The following is a 25,816-nucleotide window of genomic DNA, read 5'->3' on the forward strand; positions in this document are numbered from 1 at the left end:
CTGAAACGTTCGCCGCACCACCCCAGGAGACACGCATGGCACCCGGCCTTCCCACCGCCATGGACCGACCGCACTTCATCGGCATCGGCGGCGCCGGGATGTCGGGGATCGCCAAGATCCTCGCGCAGCGCGGGGCGAAGGTGGCCGGCAGCGACGCCAAGGAGTCCGCGACCGCCGAGGCGCTGCGGACGCTGGGCGCGACCGTACACATCGGGCACGCGGCGGAGCACCTGGCGTCGGACGCGACCTGTGTCGTGGTCTCCTCGGCGATCCGGGCCGACAACCCGGAGCTGGCCCGGGCGGCCGAGCTCGGCATCCCGGTCGTCCACCGCTCGGACGCCCTCGCCCGCCTGATGGACGGCCTGCGGCCGATCGCGGTCGCCGGCACGCACGGCAAGACCACGACGACGTCGATGCTCGCCGTGTCGCTGAGCGAGCTGGGCCGCGAGCCGTCGTACGCGATCGGCGGCGACCTGGACGCGCCCGGCTCCAACGCGCTGCACGGCGAGGGCGAGATCTTCGTCGCCGAGGCGGACGAGTCGGACCGCAGCTTCCACAAGTACGCCCCCGAGGTGGCGATCGTCCTCAACGTGGAGCTCGACCACCACGCCAACTACGCCTCCATGGACGAGATCTACGAGTCCTTCGAGACGTTCGCGGGCCGGATCGTGCCCGGCGGCACCCTGGTGATCACGGCGGACCACGAGGGCGCCCGGGAGCTGACGCGACGGCTGGCCGGATCGGTGCGGACGGTGACGTACGGGGAGTCCGAGGACGCCGACGTGCGGGTCCTGACCGTGACGCCCCAGGGGCTGAAGAGCGAGGTCACCGTCCTCATGGACGGCGAGGAGCTCACCTTCGCCGTCTCCGTCCCGGGCCGCCACTACGCGCACAACGCGGTGGCCGCGCTCGCCGCCGGCGTGGCGCTGGGTGTGCCGGCCGCCGAGCTGGCCCCGGCGCTGGCGGCGTACACCGGCGTGAAGCGGCGTCTCCAGCTGAAGGGGGAGGCCGCGGGCGTCCAGGTCATCGACTCCTACGCCCACCACCCGACGGAGATGACGGCCGACCTGGAGGCGATGCGCGCCGCCGCCGACTCCTCGCGACTGCTGGTCGTCTTCCAGCCCCACCTCTTCTCCAGGACGCAGGAGCTCGGCAAGGAGATGGGGCAGTCCCTGGCCCTGGCCGACGCCTCGGTGGTCCTGGACATCTACCCGGCCCGCGAGGACCCGATCCCCGGGGTGACCAGCGAGCTGATCATCGAGGCGGCGCGGGCCGCCGGGGCGGACGTGACGCCCGTCCACGACAAGGCGGACGTGCCGGACGTCGTCGCGGGAATGGCCAGGGCCGGTGATCTCGTTCTCACCATGGGCGCGGGTGACGTGACGGACCTGGGCCCGCTGATTCTGGACCGTCTCGCTCAGTAGTAAGGGGTTGGCCTTCATGTCGTACGACGTCGAGAAGCCGGACGAGCAGTGGCGCGCGGAGCTGACCCCGTCGGAGTACGCCGTGCTGCGGCAGGCCGGGACGGAGCCCGCCTTCGTCGGTGAGTACACCGACACCAAGACCGAGGGTGTGTACTCCTGTCGCGCCTGCGGCGCCGAACTCTTCACCTCCGCCACCAAGTTCGAGTCGCACTGCGGCTGGCCGAGCTTCTACGACCCGCGTGACTCGGACGCGGTGGAGCTCATCGAGGACCGCTCCCACGGGATGGTGCGCACCGAGGTGCGGTGCGCCCGGTGCGGGTCGCACCTCGGGCACGTGTTCGCGGGCGAGGGTTACCCGACGCCCACGGACCAGCGGTACTGCATCAACTCGATCTCGCTGCGGCTGACCCCCGACGAGGCGTGAGCACGGCGGGCCGGCCGGGCCGGCTCAGCGCGGCGCCGCGGTACTGCTCCTGACCACCAGGCTCGTCGGCACCAGGTCGGTCCCCGGGTGGGGGCCGCCCCGGGTGCGGATCTGGTGGAGCACGCCCTGGACACAGCGGCGGCCCACCTCGGCGAAGTCCTGGTGGACGGTGGTGAGGGGCGGGACGAAGAACGCGGCGTCGGGGATGTCGTCGAAGCCGACGACGCTGACGTCCTCGGGGACCGAGCGGCCGCGTTCCCGGAAGGCGCGCAGCAGGCCCAGCGCCATCTGGTCGTTGGAGGCGAACACGGCGGTGCAGTCGGGCTGTTCGGCGAGCGCGAGGCCGGCCGCGTAGCCGGACTCGGCCGACCAGTCGCCGTACAGGGGCGGCGGCACCGGGCGCCCGGCCTCCTCCAGGACGGCGCGCCAGGCCTGGGTCCGGCGCCGGCTCGCGAAGGACGTCTCGGGTCCGGTCACGTGCCACACGGTCCGATGGCCCAGGCCGAGCAGGTGTCTGACCGCCTTGCGGGCGCCGTCGGCCTGGTCGGTGTCGACCACGCTGTAGCGGTCCCCGGCGTCGGAGTCGACGACCACCACATGGACGCCGGGCGGCAGTTGGACCGTGGCGGCGTCCAGCAGGTGGATCTCCATGATGGCGATGACGGCGTCGACGGCCAGCTCGCCCATGCGCGTGAAGGCGCCCAGGACGTTGTCCTGGGTCGGGACGTCGATGGGGATCAGGGTGATCGCGTATCCCTCGGCCGCGGCGTGCGTGGCGATCGCCTCCACGGTACGGCTGTTGCCCGTCGAGGACAGGCTGAAGAGGATCACGCCGATGGTGTTGAACTGCCCGTACCGCAGGGCGCGTGCGGCGCTGTTGGGCCGGTAGCCCAGCTCCCGCATCGCCGCGAGCACCTGCTCCCGGGTCGAACTGATCACGCCGGGATGGCCGTTGGAGACCCGCGAGACCGTCTGCGACGAGACGCCCGCGAGCTGGGCCACGTCGGCCATCGAGACGCGCTGCTTACGACGCCCGCCGGGCACGCCCGAGCCGCCCCGTTCCACCACTGGTGCCTCCTTCGCCCGGATCCGGGACCTGTCGCCCTGGTCATCGGATGTTACGTGTGGCAAACCTTGACGGCCGCTGGGGTGGATGCCACGATTCCGGCGCCGCCACGTTTACGTAAACATCGCCTCGGATCCTTCCCCCGTCAAGATCCGGAAGCGCTTTGTTCCACAGCATGTTTACGTAAACATGCCGTGATCCTGAAAGGGCAAGCTGATGCGCACAACCCCCGCCGGCAACCGCCTGACCCCCCGCCTGCGTGCCGCCGTCGTCGCGGTCGCGATCGCCGCGATCAGCGGCACCACCCTGACCGGCACTCCCGCCTCCGCCGCGCCGAGCACCGACACGACCCAGTTCAAGGGCGTGAACTGGGCCGACCCGCGCGACAACTTCGCCGACGACCTCCTCCAGCTGTCCGGTCTGTCGACCTCCGACAGCTACGCCCGGACGTACGCCAAGGCGAGCCGGATCATCTCGGCGTTCCGCGCGAACCTCGGCGCCAACACCGTGCGGCTGCCCATCAACCCGTACACGGTCAACGGCTCCTACTGGAAGTCCTACCGCGGGGTCATCGACGCGGCCTCGGACAAGGGCTTCAAGGTCATCGTGTCCTACTGGGAGGGCACGGGCGCCCAGAAGGACGGCTTCATCGACGACGAGGCCGCCTACTGGCCCATGTGGAACACCGTCGTCAAGACCTACAAGAACGACAAGCGGGTCTACTTCGAGCCGATGAACGAGCCGCACGGCTACACCGACACCGAGTGGGCCGACATAGCCGCCAAGTGGCTGTCGACCTACCCGTCCGTCCCGCGCAACCGCGTGTTCGTCAGTGGCGCCGGTTACAACGACCACGTCACCTCGGTCTGCGCCGACCCGCGCCTGAAGGGCACCTACCTGTCCCTGCACCACTACGGGTTCTGGAAGGAGTACGCCACCTACGACCAGTGGGTGGCCGACCTCAAGGTGCGCATCGGCGACTGCGCGAACCGGACCGTCGCGGACGAGTTCGGGTCCCCGATGACCACCGGCCTGAACTACAACGTGCCGACCCCGGACAACAACTTCGTCAACTACCTGCAGGCCGTCACCGACACCTTCCGCGAGCTGAAGATGGGCTCCGTCTACTGGCCGGGCCTGCGGACCGACGACAGTTACTCGCTGCAGACCCTGACCGGTGACCCCGCCCGCCCCTGGCTGAAGACCACCAACCAGTCCGGCGCCGACCGCCTCGCCTGGGCCTGGGGACGCGGCAGGCCCGTCCAGCAGCCCTGACCCGGCTGCCCGCCCGACCGCTGTGACCCCCGTCGCCTGAACACGGGGGTCACAGCCGTTGGGGTCCCGCACTCCGCACAGGTCGTCGAGCCGGAGCAGGGGCACGGCGCACGTCGTCCTTCCGCGTCACGCCCCGCGCGCAGCGGTGCGGGGCGTGACGGATCCGAGGCGAGGCAGGGGCGGGGAGAGCGGGAGAGCAGGTGGGGACCGCTGGAACGTTCCCGTCCGGTGTGACGCCGTGGTGTCCGGGAGTCGACGGGGCGTGGGCGTGCGGGCGACGCGAGGTGGTGAGGTGGGCCGACGGCCGCCGCGGTGGAGGTTCGCGATGTTGAATTGCAGATCCAATCAACTGTTGACTTTCGGCTGAGTGAGCCAGAAGATTCCAGGGGTGAGCCACCCCGAAGGCGTGACCGTCAGTACCGCTACCGCTCTCCCCGCCGACCTGGACGAGGCGGCCCACCGCTGTCTGGTCGCGGGCTTCGACGGCACCACCGCCGTCCCGGACACCCTGAAACGGCTGGTCGACCGCGGTCTCGGCGGGGTCATCCTGTTCACCCGCAACGTGCGGGACGCCGAGCAGGTGCGCCGGCTCACCGACACGCTGCGGGCCCTGCGCCCCGACGTCCTCGTGGCCATCGACAACGAGGGCGGCGGCATCTGCCACCTGGTGGGCGCGGGCGCCCCCGAGGTGCCCGGCTCCTTCGCCCTCGGCGTCGCCGACGACCCCGCGCTCACCGCCCGGTGCGCCGACGCGCTCGCCGGGCATCTGGCGACGCTCGGCATCACCGCGTCCTACGCGCCCGTCGCCGACGTCCAGCGCCTCCCGGACAACCCGATCGTGCGCACCCGCGCCTTCGGCACCGACCCGGACCTGGTCTCCCGCCACGTGCGGGCCTGGATCGCGGCCACCGAGGCACGGGGCATCGCCTCCTGCGCCAAGCACTTCCCCGGGCACGGCGGCACCCTGACCGACAGCCACCACGACCTGGCCGTCGACCCGCGGCCCTACGACGAACTCGACCTCGCCCCCTTCCGGGCCGCGATCTCGGCGGGCGTGCCGATGCTGATGAGCGCCCACGTCGTCTTCCCGGCACTGGACGCCAACCGTCCCGCCACCCTCAGCCGCCGCATCCTGGGCGACCTGCTGCGCCACGAACTCGACTTCGACGGTGTGCTGGTCAGTGACGCGCTGGAGATGAAGGCGATAGCCGACCGCTACGGCGAGGCGGCCGGGGCGCGGATCGCCCTCGCGGCGGGCGCGGACCAGGTCGTCGTCGCCGTACCGGATCTCGAGGTCACCCTGGGCTGCCGGGACGCCGTGCTGGGCGCGCTGCACAGCGGGACCCTGCCGGAGGAACGGGTGGGCGAGGCCGCCGGGCGGGTGGCCCGGCTCGCCGAGCGCTACGCGACTCCCGCGGCCGAGGTCGCCGCCTGGGACGCCGGGGCCGGACTGGAGGCGGCGCGCCGGGCCGTACGGAGCGGCGGCGCACCGGCGCCGGTGCGCGGCGCGCACGTCGTCGACCTGTTCCCGCCGCCGCACCCGGCGCTCAACTGGGGCGGCGAGGACCTGCTGACCGAGCTGCGGGCCGTCGACCCCACCGCCACGGGCACCTGTGTCACCGGCGAGCCCGCGGACCCGGCCGCCCTCGTCGACGGCATCGTGCGTCTGGCCCGGAACCTGCCGCTGGCCGTCGCCACCTGCGACGCCGGGCTGCACCCCTGGCAGACCTGCCTGCGCGACGCCCTGCTGGCCCGGAGGCCGGACGCGGTCCGGGTGGCCACCGGGCTGCCGGAGGACGGTGCGCTGTGCTCGTACGGGCGCGGGAAGGCGAACCTGCGGGCGGTCGCGGAGGTGCTGGCGGGGATGTGAGCCCGCCCGCCCTCACGACGGCCGTACGACCTCCTTGATCCCCCGCGCCGCCAGGTACTCCGCGTCGTCCGCCCGCGAGGCCAGCACCACCGCCGGGCGCACGCCCTCCGCGCGCAGGCGCATCCACGCCTCGAAGTACGCGCCGCCCGGCCCGGAGACCGAGCGGGTGGCCGGTGTGCAGTCCAGGACCAGGGCGGTGTCGCGCGGCCGGATCGAGTGGGTCTCGGCGGCAACCTCGGCGAACGCCTCGGCGATCGGCTTGGGGCGGCCGGCCGAGTCGAACAGGCCCAGGGTGTACTCGAGTTCCGGGTAGTCGGCGAGGGAGCGGTCCACGTCGTGGGAGCACCACCACGTCACGCCCCACAGGTTCGCGCACTCGGCGGCGTTGCGCACGGTCGCCCGCGCGAACCCGGGCGCGTCGGCGGCCGGGATGTGCGGCTCGGGCGCGCCCGTCTCCTGGACCCAGACCGGCCGGGCCGGGTCCAGCGCGTACGCGGTGGCGAGTTCGGTGCCGTACTCCGCGAGGTGGCGCACCTGCGGGGAGCGCGGGCCGTAGCGGCGGGCGCAGTCGCCGGAGAACACCCAGGGGTGGACGGTGGTCAGGTCGCCCTTGCGGGCCGAGGCCTCGGGGGTGAAGGGGTGGCCGTCGCCGTACCAGGCGGCGTCGTACGCGGAGTGCGTGACCAGGTGGCCGGGGCGCACGCCCTCTCGGGAGGCGGCCAGCAGGGTGTCGAGGTAGTGGTCGACCTCCTCCACCGTCACCGGGTTGTGCTCGACCAGGTTGTTCAGCTCGTTGCCGAGCTGGAGACCGATGAGGTGGGGCCGGTCGGCCAGGGCGCGGCCCAGCGTGCGCAGCAGTGCCGCCTGTGCCTCGACGGCCTCCGGGTCCGTGAACACGTTGCGGTGGTGCCAGCTGCGGGTCCACTCCGGGTAGAAGTCGAAGCTGGACAGATGGCCCTGCACGCCGTCCACGAGGACGTCGAGACCCACCTCGCCCGCCAGGTCGACCAGCCGCGCCAGCTGGTCGACGGCGCCCGTGCGGATGAGGGTGCGGTTGGGCTGGAGGAGCGGCCAGAGATGGAAGACCCGGACGTGGTCGAGGCCGAGCCCCGCTATCTGTTCCAGATCCTCGCGGGCGCGGGCGGGATCGAAGTCGTGCCAGGAGTGGAACCAGCCGTGGCGGGGCGTGTAGTTGACGCCGAAGCGGAGCGTACGGATGGGATCCTCCTCGGGTCCGGTCCTGTGCCGGTCTTGTACTGCGCGAATGTATCAACCACCATAGTCAGTGATGAGCAATGATTTGAACCAGTCTCCGGGAAGCTTCGGCGGTCCCCTCGTGGTGGGCCTCGACGCGGGCGGCACCCGTACCCGCGCGGTCCTCGCCGCCGCCGGGGACGGCCGCCTCGTCGGCGAGGGCGCCTCGGGGCCGGGCAACGCCCTGACCGTCCCGATGCCGCAGCTCACCGAGCACCTCGCCGAGGCCGTCGCGGCGGCGGTGCCCGAGGCGGCGCGGGGCCGGGTCCGGTCCGTGGCCGGCGGGTTCGCGGGTGCCACGGCGGCCTCACCGGACGACCCCGGTCACCTCCACGCCCGGGCCGCCCTCACCGAGGCCCTGCGGCGGCTCGGCATCCCGGCGGGACCGGTGGACATCCGCAGCGACATCGAGGCGGCCTTCGCCTCCGCGCCGGGCACCCCGCCCGACGGCCTCGCCCTGGTGGCCGGCACCGGCGCGGTCGCCGTGCGCATCACAGGCCGGCGCACCACGACCACGGTGGACGGAGACGGCTGGCTGCTCGGCGACGACGGCAGCGGCTTCTGGATCGGCCGCTCGGCGGTACGGGCCGCTTTGCGCATGGCGGACGGACGCGGACCGGCGACGGCCCTGGCCGGGGCCGTGGGGCGGGCGTTCGGACTGCCGCAGAGCGTCCTCCCCGAGGACGACCTGCCGGACGGCGCCCCGCCGGAAGGTGCCGCGCCGGACGGCGTCCCGGCCCGTGACGAGCCCCGGGTTGGCCGTGGGTACGACGGCGGGGCCCTGAACTGGCCGCGCTCGCGACGCGAGGCCTATCGGATGCGTCTGCTCCCGGCCGTCATGGCCGACCCCCCGATCCGGCTCGCCAGGCTGGCCCCGCTGGTGGCCGAGGCGGCTCGGAGCGAGGACCCCGTCGCCGCGGCGATCCTGGACGAGGCGGCGCAGCAACTGGAGGCAGCCGTCAGGGCGTTGGACCCGCGCCCGCGCGAACCGCTGGTCGTCACCGGTGGTCTGCTCGGCCCCGACGGGCCCCTGACGGCCCCCCTGGCCGGCCGCCTCGCCCCGCTCGGACTCACCCTCGACTGGGTGGCCGACGGCTGCCGGGGCGCCGTGGCCCTCGCCCGCCTCGCGCACAACGGGCGTGACACGTGAACGGCATGCTCTACCGCGACCCCGCCGCCTGCGTCGACGACCGCGTCCGCGACCTGCTGTCCCGGATGACACTGCGCGAGAAGGTCGGCCAGCTCAACCAGCGGATGTACGGCTGGGACGCCTACCGCCGCACCCCGGACGGCGGCTTCGAACTCACCGACGCCCTGTACGCCGAGACCGAGCGCTTCGCCGGACTCGGTGCCCTGTACGGCCTCCAGCGCGCCGACGCCTGGTCGGGCGTCGACCACGGCGACGGGCCGGGAGCGCGGGACGGCGCGGCCCTGGCCGACCTGGTGCAGCGGCACGTCGTCGAGCGGAGCCGGCTCGGCATCCCGGCCCTGTTCGTGGAGGAGGTGCCGCACGGCCACATGGCCCTAGACGGCACTGTCCTGCCCGTCAACCTGGCCGTCGGCGCCACCTGGGACCCGCAGCTGTACGAGGCCGCCGCCGCCCACGCCGCGGCCGAACTGCGGGCCCGCGGCGGCCATGTCGCCCTGGTGTCCGCGCTGGACATCGCCCGCGATCCGCGCTGGGGCCGTACCGAGGAGTGCTACGCCGAGGACCCGTACCTGGCCGCCCGGCTCACCGAGGCACTGGTCCGGGGCATGCAGGGCGCAGGCGACCTCTTCGCCGCCGACAAGGCGCCGGTCGTCCTCAAGCACTTCGCCGGGCAGGGCGCCACCGTCGGGGGCCGCAACTCCGCCGAGTCCGAACTCGGTCCCCGGGAACTCCACGAGATCCACCTCCCCGCCGCCCACGCCGGCGTGCGGGCCGGCGCCGCCGCCGTCATGGCCGCGTACAACGAGGTCGACGGTCTTCCCTGCGCGGGCAACAGGGCTCTGCTCACGGGGCTGTTGCGCGAGCGCTGGGGCTTCGACGGACTGGTCGTGGCGGACGGCCTGGCCGTGGACCGGCTGGCCCGCGTCACCGGCGACACGGTGTCCGCCGGTGCCCTGGCGCTCGGCTCCGGTGTGGATCTGAGCCTCTGGGACGAAGGGTTCACCCACCTGGCGGAGGCGGTCGAACGGGGACTGGTGGGCGAGGACGTCCTCGACTCCGCCGTCGCCCGGGTCCTGCGGCTCAAGTTCCGGCTGGGTCTGTTCGAACAGCACGGCACCAGGACGCCGTTCCCGCCCCACGGCAGGGACGTGAGCACGGCCCTGGCCCGGGCCGCGGTCACCCTCCTGCACAACGACGGCGGTGTCCTGCCCGTCGCCGCGGGCGTCTCCCGTGTCGCCGTCCTCGGACCCCACTCGGCGACCTGCGCCCATCAGTCGGGCGACTACACGGCCCCGCAGCGCCCCGGCACCGGCAGCAGCGTCCTGGACGGGCTGCGGCGGCTCGCCCCGCCCGGCGTCGACCTCCGGCACGCCCGCGGCTGTGCCCTCACCGGCGACGACCTCACCGGCGTCCCCGAGGCGGTCGCGGCGGCCGCCGCCAGTGACCTGGCCGTGCTGGTGCTGGGCGGCAGCAGCGCGCGCACCCCGGACACCGCCTTCGCCGCCAACGGGGCCGCCCGCACCGCCGTCCCGGAGATGACCTGCGGCGAGGGCGCCGACCTCGCCGGACTGCGGCTCGGCGGGGCGCAGCACGCCCTGCTGGACGCCGTCACCGCGACCGGCACCCCCACCGTGGTCGTCCTGGTCCAGGGCCGCCCGCACGCCGTGCCCGAGGCGGCGGAGCGTGCGGCCGCGCTGCTCACCGCCTGGTACCCGGGCCCGTGGGGCGGCGAGGCCATCGCCGAGGTACTGCTGGGGCGGCGGGAACCGACCGGCCGGCTGCCCGTCTCCGTGCCGCGCTCGGCGGCCCAACTCCCCGTCCACTACAACCACAAGGACACCGAGTACGGCTCGTACGTGGACGACAGCGCCGAACCGCTCTACTCCTTCGGACACGGACTGTCGTACACGAGCTTTCGGTACGGCCCGCCGCGGCTCTCCGGTCACACCGTCGAGGTCGACGTCACCAACACGGGCGCGCGGCCCGGGCGTACGGTCGCGCAGCTCTACGTCCGGCGCCTGGTGACGCCGGTGTGGCCGCGCGCCCTCGAACTGCGCGCGTTCCGAGGCGTCGACCTGGCCGCGGGCGAGTCCAGGACCGTCGCCTTCTCCCTCGGCGCCGACCAACTCGCCCAGGTCGGCGCCGATCTGGAGACGGCCGTGCTGCCCGGCACGCTGGAGGTGCGGGTCGCGCAGTCGGCGCGGGAGGCGTCGAGCGCCGTCCCGGCCGTGCTGCACGTCGGCGGTCAGAGCTTCACGGCCCCCGAGGAGACGCCCCGGTAGAACCACCGCTGTGTGATCACGAACAGCACCAGCACCGGGATGACCGAGATCACCGAACCGGCCATCACCAGACGCTGGTCGTAGCCGAAGGACGAGGTCTGGAGCCGGGCCAGTCCCAGTGTCAGGGTGAAGTGGTCCTCCGTGCGCAGCACGATCAGCGGCCACAGGAAGTCGTCCCAGGCGCTGATGAAGGTGTTGATGGTGACGACGAGGATCGCGCCGTACGCGGAAGGCAGGTAGAGGTACCGGAACCGCTTCCACTCGCCCGCCCCGTCGAGCATGGCCGCGTCCTCGATCTCGCGCGGCACGGCGAGGAACGCGGCCCGCATGATGAGGACGTTGATCGCGGCGACGAAGCCGGGCAGCCAGACGCCGAGCAGGTTGTCGACCAGGCCCATGTCACGGACGCTGAGGAACAGCGACACCATGATCGACTCGAAGGGGAACATCATGGACGCCATCAGCAGCACCCAGACCAGCTTGCGGCCCTTCCAGCCGGGCTTGGAGAGCATGTACCCGGCCATGGTGGAGAAGACGAGCTGGCTGGTGATGGAGATGACCGCGACGAAGAAGCTGTTCCTGATGTACGTCCACACCGGTACCTGGTCGAAGACCTGCCGGTAGGCCCGCAGGGTCGGGTGGTGCGGGACGAGGGAGGCGCCGGAGCCGAAGACGTCCTCGGTGGGGCCCTTGAGCGACGACAGCAGCTGCCACAGCAGCGGGCCGACGGTGATGAACAGGACGAAGACCAACAGCAGGTAGCGCAGCAGCAGTTCGCGGGGGCGGCCGTAGTCCCGCCAGCGCGGCATGAGGCGCCGGGGCTTGTCCACGGCCGTGGTCATGACTCGTCCTCCTTCGTCAGGCGCTGGGCGAGCAGCGTGAGGCCCAGGGTCAGGGCGAACAGGGCGACGCTGACCGCGGCGCCGTAGCCGGCGTTGCCGGTGAGCGGGTCGAGGCCGACGTCCCGGATGTAGAAGGGGAGCGTGCGGTCGGCGCCGCCGGGGCCGCCGGTGGAGCCGCCGAGCATGTAGATCTCGGTGAACACCCGCAGGGACCCGATGCCGGTGAGGGTGCCGACCAACATCATCGACTGGCGGACACCGGGCACCGTGATGTGCCAGAAGCGCCGGAAGGCCCCGGCGCCGTCCACGGCGGCCGCCTCGTGGAGCTCCTTCGGTACGTTCCCCAGCGCGGCCAGGTAGAAGATCATGTACCAGCCGAGGCCCTTCCACAGGGTCAGACCCATCGCCGACAGCAGGATCAGCCAGGAGTCGGACAGGAACGGGATGGCCTCCCGGATGATGTGGGCCTTCTGCAGCCACGTGTTGACCAGGCCCTGGTCGCTCAGCAGCCACTGCCAGCTCAGTCCGACGACCACGCTGGAGGCGAGGACGGGCGTGTAGAACGCGGAGCGGAAGAAGCCGATGCCCGGCAGGTTCTTCTCGACGAGGATCGCCAGCAGCAGCGGCAGCAGGACCATCAGCGGGACGACGATCACCGCGTACAGGACGCTGTTGCGGGTCGCGAGCCAGAAGTCCGGGTCGCTCAGCATCCGGGTGTAGTTGTCCAGGCCCACCAGGTCGTAGGCGCCGCCGAGCGGCTTGGCGTCGGTGAAGGACACCAGGATCGTGTTGAGGAAGGGGAAGACCCCGAAGACGGTCGTGCCGACGATCGCCGGGGCCATCCACAGCCAGGGCAGCCACCAGCGCCGGTAGAGGGCCGCGCCCCCCGCGTCCGTGGTCGGGCCGGGAACCACGGAGCGCAGGGCGCGGCGCACACGCCCCGGCGGCCGGTGTGCGGGGGAGGTGCCGGGGCGCGGGGCGCCCGCCCCGGGGGAGGCGGGGGCGGGCGCCTGGTCTAGGGCGTGCTGAGCCATCGTCAGCTGCCCTGCTCGATCAGCTCGTTGGCCTTGGACTGCGCCTCCTTGAGGGCGTCCTCGGCGCTCTTCTTGCCCTGCATGGCGAGCTGGATCTGGGCCGATATGGCGTTCAGTTCACCGGGGGTGAGGGCGATCTCGTCGGCCGTGGCGGTCTTGCGGTCGCTGGCCACGATCTTGCGGGCCCGGGCGAAGGGGTCGTCGCCCTCGACCGACTGGAAGAACGGGTCGTCCAGCGAGGCCGTGGTGGAGGGGAAGATGACGACGTTCGGGTCCTTCGCCCACTCCAGCTGGTTCTTCGCGTCGGTCAGGAACTGTGCGAAGGCCAGCGCGGTCGCCGCGTTCTTGCTGGTGCTGGCGACGCCGATGTACTGCGGGGCGCCGACGGTGTGGCCGAGGTCGTCCAGCATGAAGCGGGCCACGCCGGTCTTCTTGTACACGGTCGGGTTGTTCTGCTGGATGAAGCGCAGGAAGTTGGGGTTGGTGGGGCCGTAGACGAGCTTGCCCTGGCCGTAGACGTTGGCCGGGTCCTGGGTGGAGGACAGGGAGTCACGGGGCATGCCCCCGTTCTTGTAGAGCCGCGTCATGGCCTCGACCCACTGCGCGGTCTTGGGGTCGTCGGCGAAGGTGAACGTCTTGCCGTCGGCGGAGAGGATCCTGATGCCCATCTGCTGCCAGTCGGCGGGGATGCGCAGCTGCGGGTTGGCAAGGAAGGCGTAGTACTTGCCGTCGGAGGCCTTGGCCACCTTCTCGGCGTCCTCGAACAGGCCGAGGACGGTCGTCGGAGGTTTGGCCGGGTCCAGGCCCGCCTTCCTCAGCAGGTCGTCGTTGAAGGTCTGCACGATCCCGCCGGAGTACCAGGGCAGCACGCTGTGCACCTTGGTGCCCTTGGCGTCCGCGTACAGGCTCGACTTCCACAGCGCGGGGACGAACGGCTCGCCCGCGTCGGGCGCCTTCTTGTCCAGGTCGAGCAGGTAGCCGTTCTTGGTGAGCGCGACCGCCGTGTTGACGTTGATGTTCACCACGTCCGGCAGCGTGCAGCCCTGCGCGTCGGCGACCAGCCGCTGGGTGAAGGTCGCGTCGCCCGGGTCGTCGATCCACTTGACCTTCGCGCCGGGGTGGGCCTTCTCGAAGGCGGAGATGACGCCGTTGAAGTAGTCCCCGAAGTCCTTCTTCAGGTTGGTCGTCTGGAAGGTGATGGTGCCCTTGACGTCGCCGGAGAGCTTTCCGGACCCGACGTTGCCCTGGTCGACCTCGCAGCCGCCGGCGGTGGCGTCGCCGCCGCCGGAGCCGCCGGACAGGCCGCAGCCGGCGGCGGCCAGGGACAGGGCGGCGATACAGGTCAGGGTGCGGGTCAGTCTTCTTGCGCGCATGTGATGGGGCCTCCTGCGACCGGGCGGGTCAGGGGTGTGCTGGCTGGTTCAATCAACCAACTTCGACTCCGATTGATGAAAAGGTGGACCAGAATTCATCGGAGGTCAATGGGTTGCCGTGTTGCTTTTAGGTTCCGTGGGAGATCAGTGCCGGTGTTCGTGGTCCGGATGCGACGGATCGCCCGGATGCTCGTGTCCGTGCGCGTACACCACGGCCGCGCGGGCCTGGTCCAGCCAGTCGAAGAAGGCCCGCCTGCCCGCGGCCCGCCGCAGCTCCCTCGCGATGTCCTCGCGGACCCCCTCGTACGGCAGGAGGTCCTCCGCGCTCGCGCCGCCGAAGGGGTCGGCGCCGCGCCGGAGCGCGTCCGGGGTGAGGAAGCGGTCCCGGTTGCGCTCGTAGTAGTCCCGCACGGCCGTCCCGGGGACGTCCTGCTCGCGTTCCAGGCGGGCCAGCAGAGCGCGCGCCGCCGGGGAGTGGGCGAGCGCGGCCGCGACGATGCTGCCGAGGTCGGCCACGTCCGTCTCGGCCACGGTGAGCAACCGTGTCGGCGTCACCTCCGCCGGTGGTGTCAGCCCCCGGTCCGCGCAGGCCCGGCGGGCCAGTTCGTCGATGACCACGACCTGCGTCGCCCAGCGTCTGCGCTGCCGTTCGGCACGGGCGAGCGACTCGGGCCGGGTCTCGCGGTCGCGCGCGGGAACGACCTCCAGGAGGGCGTCCACCCGCCCTCGGTCCACCGCCTCGCCGTTCACCAGGGCTGCGTGTTCCCGCGGGCCGGCGTGGGTGTGGGCCGCCGTGTGGTCCGTCGTGGGGTTCACGCCGTCACCTCCAGCTCCACGGCCCGCGTGTACGCCACGCACCCGTGCCAGCCGGCCTTCGCCATCAGCCAGTACGACCCCGGCGGCAGCGCGGACCCGTCCACCTCGATCGCGCACTCCCGCTGCTCCCCGCCGGCCACCGTGAACCCCTGGACGCCCGGCCCGACCCCCGGCCAGGTGCCCCAGGAGGACACCGCCCACAGCTGCCCGCTCACCGGCCCCCGGGTCGGGTTGCGCACGGTCACCGGAACCCGGACGCGCTCGCCCCGGCGTACGGTGACCCGCTCGACGTCCAGTGCGCACACCAGGGTCGGACCCGCCGGCCCGCCCGGCACGTCGAGCGCCACGACGTCCTCGTAGGTCTGCCCGCCGTACGACAGCCGGGCCGCCAGCCAGTGCCGGCCGGGCTCGGCGTCCGCCGGCGGCGTCACCGTGACCTCGGCGAGGGTGAACCCGCCCGGGCCCAGCGCGTACGGCAGTGCGGCGGGCTCGGCCGACCAGCCGGGCGGCACCTCGAAGCTCACGCTGCCCGACACGGGCGCGTCGGTCAGCTCCGAGCCGACCCGGACGGTCGCGGTGACGGGCCCGCGGGCGGTGAGCGCGGCGGGCGAGACGTAGACGGCCACCGGCATGTTGCCGCGCGGGGCGGGCCCGCAGTTGTGGAGCCAGTAGCGGGTGTGGACGGGCTGGGCCGGCTCGTGCGCGGCGACGCCGGGGTCCTGGGCCGCCGGCGGGCCGCCCGGAGCCGGCGTGGCCAGGACGGTGGCCACCTCGAAGCCGGTCAGACCGACGTCGAGCACTCCGTCCCGGTCCGGCGCAAGCCGCTGCCCGGCCCGCTCCAGCACGTCCGCGCGGGCACCCCGCACCCATCCGGCCGGCCCGTGCACCCGCGCCCGCACCGGCCGCCCGTTCACCTCGTGCATCCGTACGACGACCCCGCGCCCCGGGTCGGCCGGCGTCACACCGCCCCGGGCGAGCGGGGAACCGAGGGGCTTGAGGGCGTCGAGCAGGACCTCGCGGGCGGGCTCCAGGGTGAGCAGCGTGGTGCTCCTGGCCAGGGGCGAGGCGTCGGCCCCGTTCCGTGGCCGGGCGGTGAGCGGATGGTTGAACTCGTGCCCGCGGGCGGGCAGCCGCAGCTCGCGCCAGTCGCCCTCGCCCGCCACGACGGCGTACTCGAAGGTGTGCGACCAGCGCTGGAGCTGGAAGGCGGACCCGTCCGGGGCGGTGCGGCGCGGCGGGTCGACCCAGATGCCGGAGGGCCAGCCGGTGCAGGACCGCATCAGGGACATGTAGAGGTCGCCGGAGGCGGTGACCACACAACCGGGCGTGCCCCGGTTCAGGACGGCGAAGCCGCGCCCGTCCCAGGCGTCGCCCGGCGGCAGCGCCTCGCCGCCGCCCGCCGCGGTGGCCGTGACGCCGAAGTCGTCGAGGTCGGCGATGAGCGCGTCGACCGCCTTGGCGTCGTCCTCGGGCCCGGCCCCGGCCACCACCAGCAGCGGCAGCCGCTCCAGGTCGCGCAGGTCGGCGCCGGGCACCCACTCCTCGCGCAGTCCGGCGCGTGGTGCGACCCATACGGCCGCCACGCCCCGTTCGGCCAGCTGCCGTCCGAGTTCCCGCCCGGCGGCCGGGTCCCAGCCGAGGGCCTCGGCGACCACGGAGTTGCGGTCGGGGCCGCCGACGGCGATCCGGATGTCGGGGAGGTTGGAGTCGACCTCCAGGTCGCCGTAGCGGGGGCCGCCGGCGATGGTCGAGGTGGCGGTGACGCCCGCGCGGACGAGGGCGGCGGCCAGCGGGGTGCCGAGTTCACCGGCGGTGTCCCAGTCGGCGTAGACCAGCTCGGCGACCCCGATCGAACGGTGGCCGAGCAGCAGGCCGGACTCGTCGTGGACCGCGACCCGCGCGGTGGAGCCGAGACCGAACCAGGTGTTGGCCGGGTTGTCCAGCGTCCACGGGAACCGCTCGCTGTCCACCTCCACGAACCCGAACCCGCGTCCGATCACGGCGTCCGCGACCTCGTGCACCGGCAGCCCGCCCCGCACGTCGGACGGCCAGCGCACCCGGATCAGCCGGTCGGCGCCGTCGTAGCCGTCGACGGTCGTGGAGACGTCGAGCCGGTCGACGCCCGCCCACAGGGTCAGCCGCTGGGTGTACCGGAACAGGCCGAGGTCGGCGCGGACGGTGACGCGGGACCCGGCGGGGGAGTGTTCGACATCGATGTCGGCTCGCACGTCCCCGCTGCGGGCGGCGGTGGTTCCGGTCGGCGTGAGGTGCCACGGGCCCTCGCCGAAGCGCGGGTGCCTCGGGTACTCCTCCTGTACGACGAGCTCGTTGCCGATGTCGCCGGGGCGCAGCAGTTCCCGGCCGCCCTCGGCCAGCGCGCGCAGGCTGCTGACGCCGCCGCCGCGCGCCGGGTCGACCGTCACCTCGTAGAACTCGTTGCGGATCGAGGTCCCCTCGGCCGGGGCCCACCCGGGCACGGAGCCCGCGGCCAGCGGGAGCGCCTTGAGTCCCATGCCCGGCACCTCCGGCACGACCACCCGCAGCCGGCCGTCCTCCTCGCGTACGGCGGGCAGGGGCCGGAAGTCGTCGCCCAGGGGCACCAGACCCGGGTCGGCGACGGTCAGCACGTCCCGCCGCTCCCAGGTCGCGGAGTTGAAGACGACCAGGTCGGCCCCGGTGCCCGGGTCCACCCGGTCGGCGAGGGCCTGGGTGGCGTCGGCGTGCACGCTCGCGGCGAGGTCGTACAGCTCCCGCCAGCCGGTCATCAGGTCGATGTAGACCTGGTCGGACTCGGAGCCGGTGACGGCGTCGTGGTGGGCGCCGTAGATCAGCTGCCGCCAGGCCTTGTCGAGCGCCGCGTCCGGATAGGGGTGGCCGGCGACCAGGGAGGCCAGTGTCGCCCAGGCCTCCGCGTCGGCGAGCAGGGTCTCGCCGTAGCGCTGGGCCTGCTTGGTGTCGATGTAGGAGACGTCCTTGCCGGTGTAGACCGGGTTCATGTCCCGGGTCTGCGGTGACGCCTTGCGCCCCTCCGCCTCCAGTTCCGCGCGGACGGCGGCGAAGAAGTCCCGCGGCACGGCGCTGACGAAGCGCGGCCAGAGGTAACGCTCGTTCCAGTCCCGGTGGATGCCCATCACCCAGCGGCACGGCGGCGCGTAGTCCCCGCCGACCGGGAGCAGCACGTTGCGGGTGAGCGCGACCTGCTTGAGCCCTTGGAACAGCTTGAGCGCCGCGGCCTCCGCCTCGGGCAGGGTCGGCGCGTTGTCGATCGCCCAGCCGGCGCCGTAGTGGTTGACCATGTACGCGGTCAGCAGTCCGCGTCCCGAGGGGGCGATCCAGCTGAACTCGGCCGGGAACTGCATCCGGTTGGGGTCCCTGGGCTCCTCGCCGAACACGGACAGCGTCGGCCCCCACTGGTGGAACGGCCCCCGCGCCCAGGAGCTGGAGGTGACCCCGGCGTCCGCCATCAGCCCCGGGAACTGCGGGTCGTGCCCGAACGCGTCCAGCTGCCAGGCGGTCTCCGGCGTGGCTCCCATGATCCCGCGCTGGAACCCGTCGCCGTACAGGGCGTTGCGCACGGTCGCCTCGGCGCCGGTGAGGTTGGTGTTCGGCTCGTTATAGGTACCGCCCATGATCTCGACGCGGCCGGTGCGGATCAGCTCGCGCAGGAAGGCGCGCTCCTCCGGGAAGGCGTCCCAGTACGGCTTGAGGTAGTCGACCTCCGCCAGCACGAAGGCGTACGCCGGGTCGCGTCGCGCCAGGTCGCAGTGGGCCCGCACCAGGCTCATCCCGGACTGGCCGCGGGAGTCGAAGGTACGGGCCGGCAGACCGGTGGCGGCGGGGTCGTCGGCGACGTCCCAGGTCTCGGTGTAGGCGGCCTGGGTGTTCCACCAGACGGGGTCGTAGTGGAAGTGGCTGACCATGAACATGGTCCAGCCGGGTTCGGCGGCGGTGAACTCGCCCGGGTGGTCGGCACGTCGGTCGCCGTCGACGGCGCTCACGGTGATCGCGCGCCGCTCGCCGGCGGCCAGCTCGGTGAGCACGGGTATCTCGACGCGGACGGTGCCGTCGTCGGGGACGGTGGCCTCGGTCTCCCCGGTGATCCCGGGGCCCTCGACGGTGAGACGGACGGTCCGGCCGGGGGTGTGGCTCAGCTCCACGGCCACCACCTGGCGCGGCCGCTCGGTGGTTCCGACGAAGAGCTCGGTCGACTCGACACAGGACACGCGCACGGGGGCTCCTACCAGAGTGCTCGGCGGAGCCCCATCGTGACACCGAGGGGATGGTTCAAACAACCATCCTTGCGTTTTCTCGGTGGTTCATCCATGCATCCTCGGTCGGGTTCAGCGCGCCCGGCGGCCCTTCACCGCGTGCTGCGGGGTGATGTGGTCGGTCAGCGCCAGGGAGGCGCTCGCACGCTGGTAGGACAGCTGGGCGACCCGGACGTACAGGCAGTCGATGAGGACGAGCACGGAGTGCCGGCCGCCGATGCTGCCCGTGCGGAAACTGGTCTCCGAGGAGGACGAGATCAGCCGGATGTCGGCGGCGCGGGCGAGCGGGGAGCGCGGGTCCGAGGTGATCGCCACCGTGGTGGCCCCGCGTTCCCTGGCCAGCTCGAAGGGCTCGAGGGTCTCGCGGATGGCCCCCGAGTGGGAGATGGCGATGGCGACGTCGGCCGGGGTGAGCAGGGCCGCGGAGGTGGTCGCGGCGTGCACCTCGGTCCAGCCGCGGACCGCGCAGCCGATCCGGAACAGCCGGGTCTCGGTCTCCTGCGCCACCGCTCCGCTGCCACCGACGCCGTAGACGTCGATGCGGCGGGCCCGGGCGGTGGCCTGGGCCGCGCGCTCGACGGCGTCCAGGTCGATCCGGTCGATGGTCTGCTGGACCGCGCGCAGATCCGCGGTGCCGACGACCTGGACCACCCGTTCGAGGTCGTCGTCCGGCGAGATGTCCGGGCCGATCTCGGCGGTGCCCCAGTCGGAGACCTCGCCTCGGCCGCGCTCCTGGGCGAGCTCGATCAGCAGGTGCTGGTAGGAGTCCAGGCCGATCGCGCGGCAGAAGCGGGTCACCGTCGCCTGCGAGGTGCCTGTGCGGCGGCCCAGCTCGGCTGCCGAACAGTGGGTGACGGCGGCCGGATCCTCCAGGATCAGCTCGCCGACCTTCCGCAGGGAGCCGGCCAGTCGGGGCAGCTCGGTGCGGATCAGTGTGGTGACGTCCGTCGGGGGCATGCGAAGAATGTATCAGCCACCGTTCGGGGTGCGGATTGAATACCAGGACCACTCATGATTTATTGATTCACCGATGGAGATGTATAGGGTGGTTCAATCCATCAGTAGTGGGGAGTGTCGCGTGTCCGTCGAGTCCGTCAGCGCCCAGGGGTTCGCGCGCGAGAGCCTGGCCGTCCTCCAGCACATCACCGAGTCCGCCCGCGAGGACGTGGCCCGCGCCGCCGAACTGATCGCCCGGTGCGTGAGCTCCGACGGCGTCATCCAGGCCTTCGGCACCGGCCACTCGCAGGCGATCGTCCTCGAACTCGCCGGCCGCGCAGGGGGTTTGGTCCCCACCAACCGGCTGAGCATCGCCGACCTCGTCCTCTACGGCGGCGACGACCCGAGCGTCCTGGACGACCCGCTCCTGGAACGCCGGGCGGGGGTGGCGGCCCGCCTGTACGAACTCGCCGCCCCGCAGGCCGAGGACCTCTTCGTCATCATCTCCAACTCCGGCGTGAACAACGTCATCGTGGAGATGGCCCTGCACGCCAAGGCGCGGGGCCACCGTGTCCTCGCCATCACCTCCCTCACCCACACCCGGGCCGTCCCCGCCGGCCACCCGAGCGGCGGGAAGCTCGCCGACCTCGCCGACGTCGTCCTCGACAACGCGGCCCCACGCGGCGACGCCCTCCTCGAACTCCCCGACGGCGGCGCGGTGAGCGCCCTGTCCACCCTCACCGGCGTGATGCTGGTGCAGATGGCGGTCGCGGAGGCCTCGTCCCTGCTCATCGCCGCCGGGAAGCGCCCCCCGGTGTACGTCTCGGCCAACGTGCCCGGCGGCTTCGAGGGCAACCTGGAGCTGGAGAAGCGGTACGCCGGACGGATCCGGCGCACCGCGAGCTGAGTCGTACCGGGCGGCCGGCCGGGGGTTCGGAAGCAACCCCCGGCCGGCCGCCGTCACTTCACCGGTACCGGGGTCAGGGCGACGGCCAGCGGATAGGCGCCGGTCGCGAGCGGCGCCCCGGCCGTGCCCTTCGCGGTGTCGACCGGTACCAGGGCGTTGCCGTCGGCGGTGGTGACGTAGGCCGTGGCCCCGTTCCAGTCGAGACCGACGTCGGACGCCGACCCGCCGACTTCGACGCCCGGGCCGGGGGCGCCGGTGGCCGTGTCGACCGGGGTCACGCTGTCGCCGTCGCTGGGGCTGACCCACAGGGTGCGGCCGTCCGGCGAGAGGGCGAGCCCGTAGGCCTGGCCGGGGACCAGGAGGGTCGGCCCGGTGTCGTGGTGCGGTGGCTGCGCAGGGCCCCCGCATGTACCCCGGCCCCAACCGGTAGGCTCCGGCACAGACTTCACGGGGGCACGGGGAGTGCTATGGAGGCTTTACCGGCAACGGCGATGACGCGGGCCGTCTCGGGCACGGTCCCTGAGCTGGTGCGTCGGCTCTTCGCCGCGGGCGCCGTCGCCGACCTCCCGACGGACCGGCCCGTCCCGCTGGCCGCCCAGGTCTCCTTCCTCGGGCCGCTGGGCCAGCGCCTCGAAAGCGAGATCCGGCAGCTCCTCGCGGAGCAGGTCCGCAAGGCCGCGGCGGCCGGGCCGGGCGCCCCCGCGATGAGCGGGGACGAGTACACGGCCGTCACCGACGCCCTGGCCACGACCCTGCTGGGGCTGGACGGCGTCGGCCTGGACGACGTGCAGGCCGTGTCGCTCCGGCCGGACGGCCTGGCCGACCTGCTGCGTGGGCGGGCACCCGACGTGACCGCGGGGCTCGGCCGGGACGCCACCGCCCTCTACGCGACGCTGCTGCGGCTCACCTGCCTGTACGTCCTGCACTACCTGAGCGTGCGCTCCGCCTACGTGCCGCAGATCCTGGTCCGCGAGAGCCGTGAACTGGCCGTGACCGTCCAGGCGTTGAGCCGCGACCGGCCCAGGCCCGCGAAGCGGTCCGCGTCGGCCGGGCAGCAGGAGCTGAGCGCGGACCGCCTGCTGCGCGACACCCGCGGGCGGCGCCGGCGAAGCCGCGTGCTGGGCGCCGTCACCGGGCTGCTGCCGGGACGGCGGGCCGCCGAGGAGGAGGAGCGGCGCAAGCTCGACCTCATCCGCACGCCGGTCCTGTCCTGCTACCGGATCGCGGTCGTCGGCCTCAAGGGAGGCGTCGGCAAGACCACGACCACGGCCGCGCTGGGGACCGTCCTGTCGGCCGCGCGCAACGACAGGATCCTGGCCCTCGACGCGAGCCCCGACGGCGGGACGCTCGGCGGGAGGGTGGCCCGTGAGGCCACGACCACCATCCACGACGTCGTCCGCGCCCTGCCCCGGCTCGACTCCTACCTGGACTTCCGCCGGTTCACCTCACGGACCGCGTCCGGCCTCGAGGTCCTCGCCAACGACATCGACCCCGGAGAGTCCGTCGGCCTGGGCGGCGCGGACTACCGGGCGGTGGTCGGCGCACTGGGCCGCCAGTACCCGATCATCCTCACCGACTGCGGCACCGGGCTGCTGCACAGCACGATGCACGGCGCGCTGACCCTCGCCGACCAGGTGATCTTCGTGACGGCCCCGTCGGTGGACGGGGTGACGGGCACCGGCACCACACTGGAGTGGCTCGCCGACCACGGGTACGCCGACCTGGTACGGCGTTCCCTGGTCGTCGTCTCCGGGGTCGGCAGGACCGCCAGGACCGTCAGGGTCGACAAGATGGTGGAGTACTTCGAGGCACGCTGCCGGGGCGTGGTGACCGTGCCGTTCGACGAACACCTGGCCGCGGGGGCGGAGATCGACCTCGACCGGGTGCGCCCCGGCGTCCACCGGGCCTACTTCGACCTCGCGGCGCTGGTCGGGGAGGACCTGCGACGGCACAGCGAGACGGCCGGGGCCTGGGAGGGGCGGACCGAGCACCCACCGGACCCGGACCCGCAGGCGACTCGGCTTTACCCGCAGCAGGGTGCCGGTGCCGCCCAGCCCTACCCCTCCGGCACCGGGCTGCCCCCGACGCCTGACACCGGGTTCGCGCCGCAGATCGTGCAGTTGGAGTTCGGAGTCCCCTTCGAACAGGTCGCCGGATACGGTCCGGCGCCGGCCGAGCAGGTGGCCATGGAGCGGCCGCGGCCCGTGACGCCGAACGCGCTGCTCGGCGCACCCCGGGACGCCGAGGAACCCCGCCGAATCGTGACGGAGCTCGCGGAACAGACCGCCCAGGGCCGCACCCTGCCCCTGCACGTGCAGGTCGTGTGCGACTCCGGCGTCGGCGCGCTCCTGAAGACCTTCCGCATTCCCGAAGAGGGCGTGGTGCTGGGCATCACGGTGCACGCCGCCGGACTGCGGGCGCTGGACGACCTCCACCAGGAGCTGACGGTGTACCCGCGCCGGGACTCCGACGTCCTGCGGTTCGTCTTCAAGGCCGAACTCCCCGGTCTGCACGAGGTCACCGTCCGGGCCTTCCGCGGCGGAACCTTTCTCGGCGAGGTGCGCAGCCAGGTCTCCGTGGAGCCCGGCGGTGTCACCCGTGACGGGCCCCGGCGATCCGCGGCGCTGCCCTCGGTGGCCTTCGACCCGGGAGAGGTCACCCTCCAGGTGCTCAAGGACGAGACGGCCGGCACGTTCAGCTTCCAGCTGCTCGGCGAGACCTGCTACGCGCCGGAGACCCACCGCTTCCGGGCCGGCGACCCCGCGCAGGAGGCCCGGTTCATCCAGGCGGAACTCAAGGCGGCCGCGGCCGCCTCGGGCGGACGGCGGCCGGCCGACCCGTCCTATCTCCGTGACCGGCTGCGCAACCACGGGGTCCAGCTGTGGTCGTCCGTCGTCCCCAAGGCCGTGCAGGAGCAGTTCTGGCGGCAACGCGACCACGTCACCTCCTTCACCGTGCTCGGCGAACAGGACGCGATTCCCTGGGAGTTGATGTACCCGCTGAGCAAGGGCGAGGATGACGGCGGCTTCCTCGCCGAGTGGCTTCCCGTCGTCCGCCGGGTGTTCGGGCAGGACCGGGTGCGCGACTTCCCGCTCCCGGGCGCCGCCTTCGTCGTACCGCCCGGGTCCCCCGCCGACACGCACGAGGAGATCCGGGCGGTGCGGGCCCGGATCGGCCCGTCCGTCGGTGACATGGGGGTGCTCACCGAGAGGTCCGCGCTCACCCGGCTCATCGAGCGGGGCGAGGTCGGACTGCTGCACTTCGCCTGCCACAACGCCTTCGGCCCCGACGGGTCGCGCGTGACCATGGCCGACGGCCCCTTCGACCCGATCGACCTCTCCTTCGCCGCCGAACTGCGCAGCCTTCAGGACACCCACCCGCTGGTGTTCTTCAACGCCTGTCGCAGCGCCGGGGAGATCGACTGGTTCGGCGCCAGCCTGGGGTGGGCGCAACAGTTCCTCAGGGCGGGCGCCGGAGCGTTCATCGGCACGCTGTGGCCGGTCAGGTCGCAGTCGGCGCTCCGGTTCTCCGAGGCGTTCTACCACCAGCTGATCTCCGAGGGGCAGCCACTGGGCCGGGCGACGCTGGCCGCCCGCCAGGCGATCCGGGACCAGCACGGAGACCCCACCTGGCTCGCCTACGCCGTGTACGGCAGCCCCGCCGCCACCGTCAGTCCCGCCCCCGAGCCGGGCACGCCGAGGAGAGTCACCGTATGACAGACCCCGTCTTCGTCATCCACGGCGTGGGCAACCGCGACCGCGACGGCTTCGAGGCCGCCGTGACCGGCCTGCAGAAAGCCTCCGGGACCGACCTCGTGCCGGTCTACTGGGGTGACCTGGGCGCGGACGACGCCCACTTCGGCATCACCCTGCCCACACCGCCCGACCTTCTGCGCGACGACGTCACCGTGGGGACGGGCCCCGTCCCGGACACGGCCGCCGACGGCGTCGAGCCGGAAATCGTGGACGTACGGCAGCAGTGGCCGCACGTCGAAGCAGGCGCGCGCGAGCGCGTCGAGGGACCCGAGCTCCCCGACGACGGACTGCGGGCCGGCCCCGGCGCCGCCCGGGACCCCGAACCGCTCCTGGACCTGGTGGCGCGGCTGTGGCCGGACACGCACTGGCTGAGCCGGACACGCGACCCCGCGCTCCTGCACGAGGTGGGCGCCGCACTCGCCGACGTACTGACCGAACTCGACCCCGACGCGTCGTACGACCCGTACCCACACGCCTTCGAGGTGCGTTCGCGCGGCGACGAGGAGGAGCGGCTGCGCTCCCTGGTCCGCCGTCGTCTGAGCGACCTGGACCGGGTCGCCGGTGCCGCGATCCAGGCCACCGCCCGCCGGGTGAACCACGCGCTGCGTTCCCGGGTCGGCCCCGCCACCACGAGGTTCGTCGGTGACGTCCTCGTCTACCAGCGCCACCAGGCCGCCGTCCACGCCAGGGTGCGGGCGGCACTGGACGCCGTCGATCCGGGCATCGGCCGCGGCCCCGACCGGCCGGCGCGCATCGCGGCGCACAGCCTGGGCGGGGTCATCGCCGTCGACATGGCGACCGCCGAACAGCCGCTGTGGACCGAGTCGCTGCTCACCTTCGGTTCCCAGTCCGCCCTGTTCCACGTGTGCGACCCGCGGGGCGGGCAGCTCACGGCGTACGACGGCAGGCAACCGGTGAGCCTGCCGCCGACGCTGCGCCGCTGGACCAACCTCTGGGAGCCGCTCGACGTCCTCGCGTTCGCCGCGGCCCGGCTCTACCGGCTGCACGACGGCACGGCGCCCGTGGACGTGCCGGTGCCCCACCTCGCCAGCGCCGGCCTGTGGACGCACTCCGCGTACTGGGCGCACCCCGAGGTGGCGGCGCAGCTGGCCGCGGCCATGGCGCCCCGCTCCGGGTAGG

At 73.0% G+C, this 25,816-nt stretch carries 17 protein-coding genes and 1 pseudogene; 9 read left to right on the forward strand and 9 right to left on the reverse strand.

All coding sequences use genetic code 11. The features are described from left to right. Nucleotides 1-35: 35 nt before the first annotated feature. Both murC and msrB read left to right on the forward strand, forming a co-directional pair. Nucleotides 36-1,424 carry a UDP-N-acetylmuramate--L-alanine ligase gene (gene murC, locus AQJ84_RS00680; protein ID WP_030041237.1) on the forward strand — a complete coding sequence of 463 codons (1,389 nt, stop codon included), beginning with the start codon at nucleotides 36-38 and terminating at the stop codon, nucleotides 1,422-1,424. A 16-nt stretch (nucleotides 1,425-1,440) separates the two neighbouring features. Continuing rightward, entirely contained in the window at nucleotides 1,441-1,848 is a 408-nt protein-coding gene (gene msrB / locus AQJ84_RS00685; RefSeq protein WP_030041238.1) for a peptide-methionine (R)-S-oxide reductase MsrB, read from the forward strand. 24 nt (nucleotides 1,849-1,872) lie between these two features. Here the strand turns inward: msrB and AQJ84_RS00690 are convergent, their stop codons facing one another. After that, entirely contained in the window at nucleotides 1,873-2,916 is a 1,044-nt protein-coding gene (locus tag AQJ84_RS00690; RefSeq protein WP_030041239.1) for a LacI family DNA-binding transcriptional regulator, read from the reverse strand. A 214-nt stretch (nucleotides 2,917-3,130) separates the two neighbouring features. Here AQJ84_RS00690 and AQJ84_RS00695 point away from each other — a divergent pair, with 214 nt between their 5' ends. Beyond that, the gene (locus tag AQJ84_RS00695; RefSeq protein WP_030041240.1) at nucleotides 3,131-4,189 is read left to right on the forward strand and encodes a glycoside hydrolase family 5 protein; all 1,059 of its coding nucleotides are present in this window, start codon (nucleotides 3,131-3,133) and stop codon (nucleotides 4,187-4,189) included. A 388-nt stretch (nucleotides 4,190-4,577) separates the two neighbouring features. After that, nucleotides 4,578-6,059: a glycoside hydrolase family 3 N-terminal domain-containing protein gene (locus AQJ84_RS00700; protein WP_030041241.1), complete on the forward strand. Its 1,482-nt coding sequence runs from the start codon at nucleotides 4,578-4,580 to the stop codon at nucleotides 6,057-6,059. A 12-nt stretch (nucleotides 6,060-6,071) separates the two neighbouring features. Here the strand turns inward: AQJ84_RS00700 and AQJ84_RS00705 are convergent. Then, a pseudogene (locus tag AQJ84_RS00705) lies at nucleotides 6,072-7,339 on the reverse strand (glycoside hydrolase 5 family protein). Nucleotides 7,340-7,347: 8 nt separating this feature from the next. On the opposite strand from AQJ84_RS00705, the gene AQJ84_RS00710 reads away from it, so the two are divergent. Further along, nucleotides 7,348-8,463, forward strand: a complete 1,116-nt coding sequence (locus AQJ84_RS00710; protein ID WP_053192962.1) for an N-acetylglucosamine kinase — start codon at nucleotides 7,348-7,350, stop codon at nucleotides 8,461-8,463. A 5-nt stretch (nucleotides 8,464-8,468) separates the two neighbouring features. Then, nucleotides 8,469-10,745: a glycoside hydrolase family 3 N-terminal domain-containing protein gene (locus AQJ84_RS00715; protein ID WP_053192964.1), complete on the forward strand. Its 2,277-nt coding sequence runs from the start codon at nucleotides 8,469-8,471 to the stop codon at nucleotides 10,743-10,745. Here the strand turns inward: AQJ84_RS00715 and AQJ84_RS00720 are convergent. The 6 genes from AQJ84_RS00720 to AQJ84_RS00745 form a co-directional block, all read right to left on the reverse strand. Further along, complete coding sequence (locus AQJ84_RS00720; protein ID WP_053192967.1) at nucleotides 10,709-11,587, reverse strand: carbohydrate ABC transporter permease; 879 nt, start codon at nucleotides 11,585-11,587, stop codon at nucleotides 10,709-10,711. The two genes, AQJ84_RS00715 and AQJ84_RS00720, sit on opposite strands and share 37 nt — an antisense overlap. Further along, entirely contained in the window at nucleotides 11,584-12,621 is a 1,038-nt protein-coding gene (locus AQJ84_RS00725; RefSeq protein ID WP_051870004.1) for a carbohydrate ABC transporter permease, read from the reverse strand. The genes AQJ84_RS00720 and AQJ84_RS00725 overlap by 4 nt, the downstream gene beginning before the upstream one ends. Nucleotides 12,622-12,623: 2 nt before the next feature. Further along, a complete protein-coding gene (locus AQJ84_RS00730; protein ID WP_030041250.1) occupies nucleotides 12,624-13,994 on the reverse strand; it encodes an extracellular solute-binding protein in 1,371 nt (456 codons plus the stop codon). A 144-nt stretch (nucleotides 13,995-14,138) separates the two neighbouring features. Further along, on the reverse strand, nucleotides 14,139-14,810 hold the full coding sequence (locus AQJ84_RS00735; protein ID WP_051870005.1) for a hypothetical protein: 672 nt from the start codon (nucleotides 14,808-14,810) through the stop codon (nucleotides 14,139-14,141). After that, the gene (locus AQJ84_RS00740; protein WP_053192969.1) at nucleotides 14,807-19,039 is read right to left on the reverse strand and encodes a glycoside hydrolase family 38 N-terminal domain-containing protein; all 4,233 of its coding nucleotides are present in this window, start codon (nucleotides 19,037-19,039) and stop codon (nucleotides 14,807-14,809) included. The genes AQJ84_RS00735 and AQJ84_RS00740 overlap by 4 nt, the downstream gene beginning before the upstream one ends. A 111-nt stretch (nucleotides 19,040-19,150) precedes the next feature. After that, nucleotides 19,151-20,035, reverse strand: a complete 885-nt coding sequence (locus AQJ84_RS00745) for a MurR/RpiR family transcriptional regulator (RefSeq protein WP_030041255.1) — start codon at nucleotides 20,033-20,035, stop codon at nucleotides 19,151-19,153. A gap of 121 nt (nucleotides 20,036-20,156) precedes the next feature. Here AQJ84_RS00745 and AQJ84_RS00750 point away from each other — a divergent pair, with 121 nt between their 5' ends. After that, nucleotides 20,157-20,921: a sugar isomerase domain-containing protein gene (locus tag AQJ84_RS00750; protein WP_030041256.1), complete on the forward strand. Its 765-nt coding sequence runs from the start codon at nucleotides 20,157-20,159 to the stop codon at nucleotides 20,919-20,921. 53 nt (nucleotides 20,922-20,974) lie between these two features. Here AQJ84_RS00750 and AQJ84_RS00755 read toward each other — a convergent pair whose 3' ends face one another. After that, nucleotides 20,975-21,361 (reverse strand): YncE family protein, encoded by a 387-nt coding sequence (locus AQJ84_RS00755; RefSeq protein WP_053192971.1) that lies wholly within the window; start codon nucleotides 21,359-21,361, stop codon nucleotides 20,975-20,977. Nucleotides 21,362-21,412: 51 nt separating this feature from the next. Here AQJ84_RS00755 and AQJ84_RS00760 point away from each other — a divergent pair, with 51 nt between their 5' ends. Then, a complete protein-coding gene (locus tag AQJ84_RS00760; protein ID WP_053192973.1) occupies nucleotides 21,413-24,637 on the forward strand; it encodes an NACHT N-terminal Helical domain 1-containing protein in 3,225 nt (1,074 codons plus the stop codon). After that, a complete protein-coding gene (locus AQJ84_RS00765; RefSeq protein ID WP_030041261.1) occupies nucleotides 24,634-25,815 on the forward strand; it encodes a hypothetical protein in 1,182 nt (393 codons plus the stop codon). Before AQJ84_RS00760 ends, AQJ84_RS00765 begins: the two co-directional genes overlap by 4 nt. Nucleotide 25,816: the final 1 nt, after the last annotated feature.

It is taken from the genome of Streptomyces resistomycificus (assembly GCF_001514265.1).
Taxonomy (GTDB): Bacteria; Actinomycetota; Actinomycetes; order Streptomycetales; family Streptomycetaceae; genus Streptomyces; species Streptomyces resistomycificus.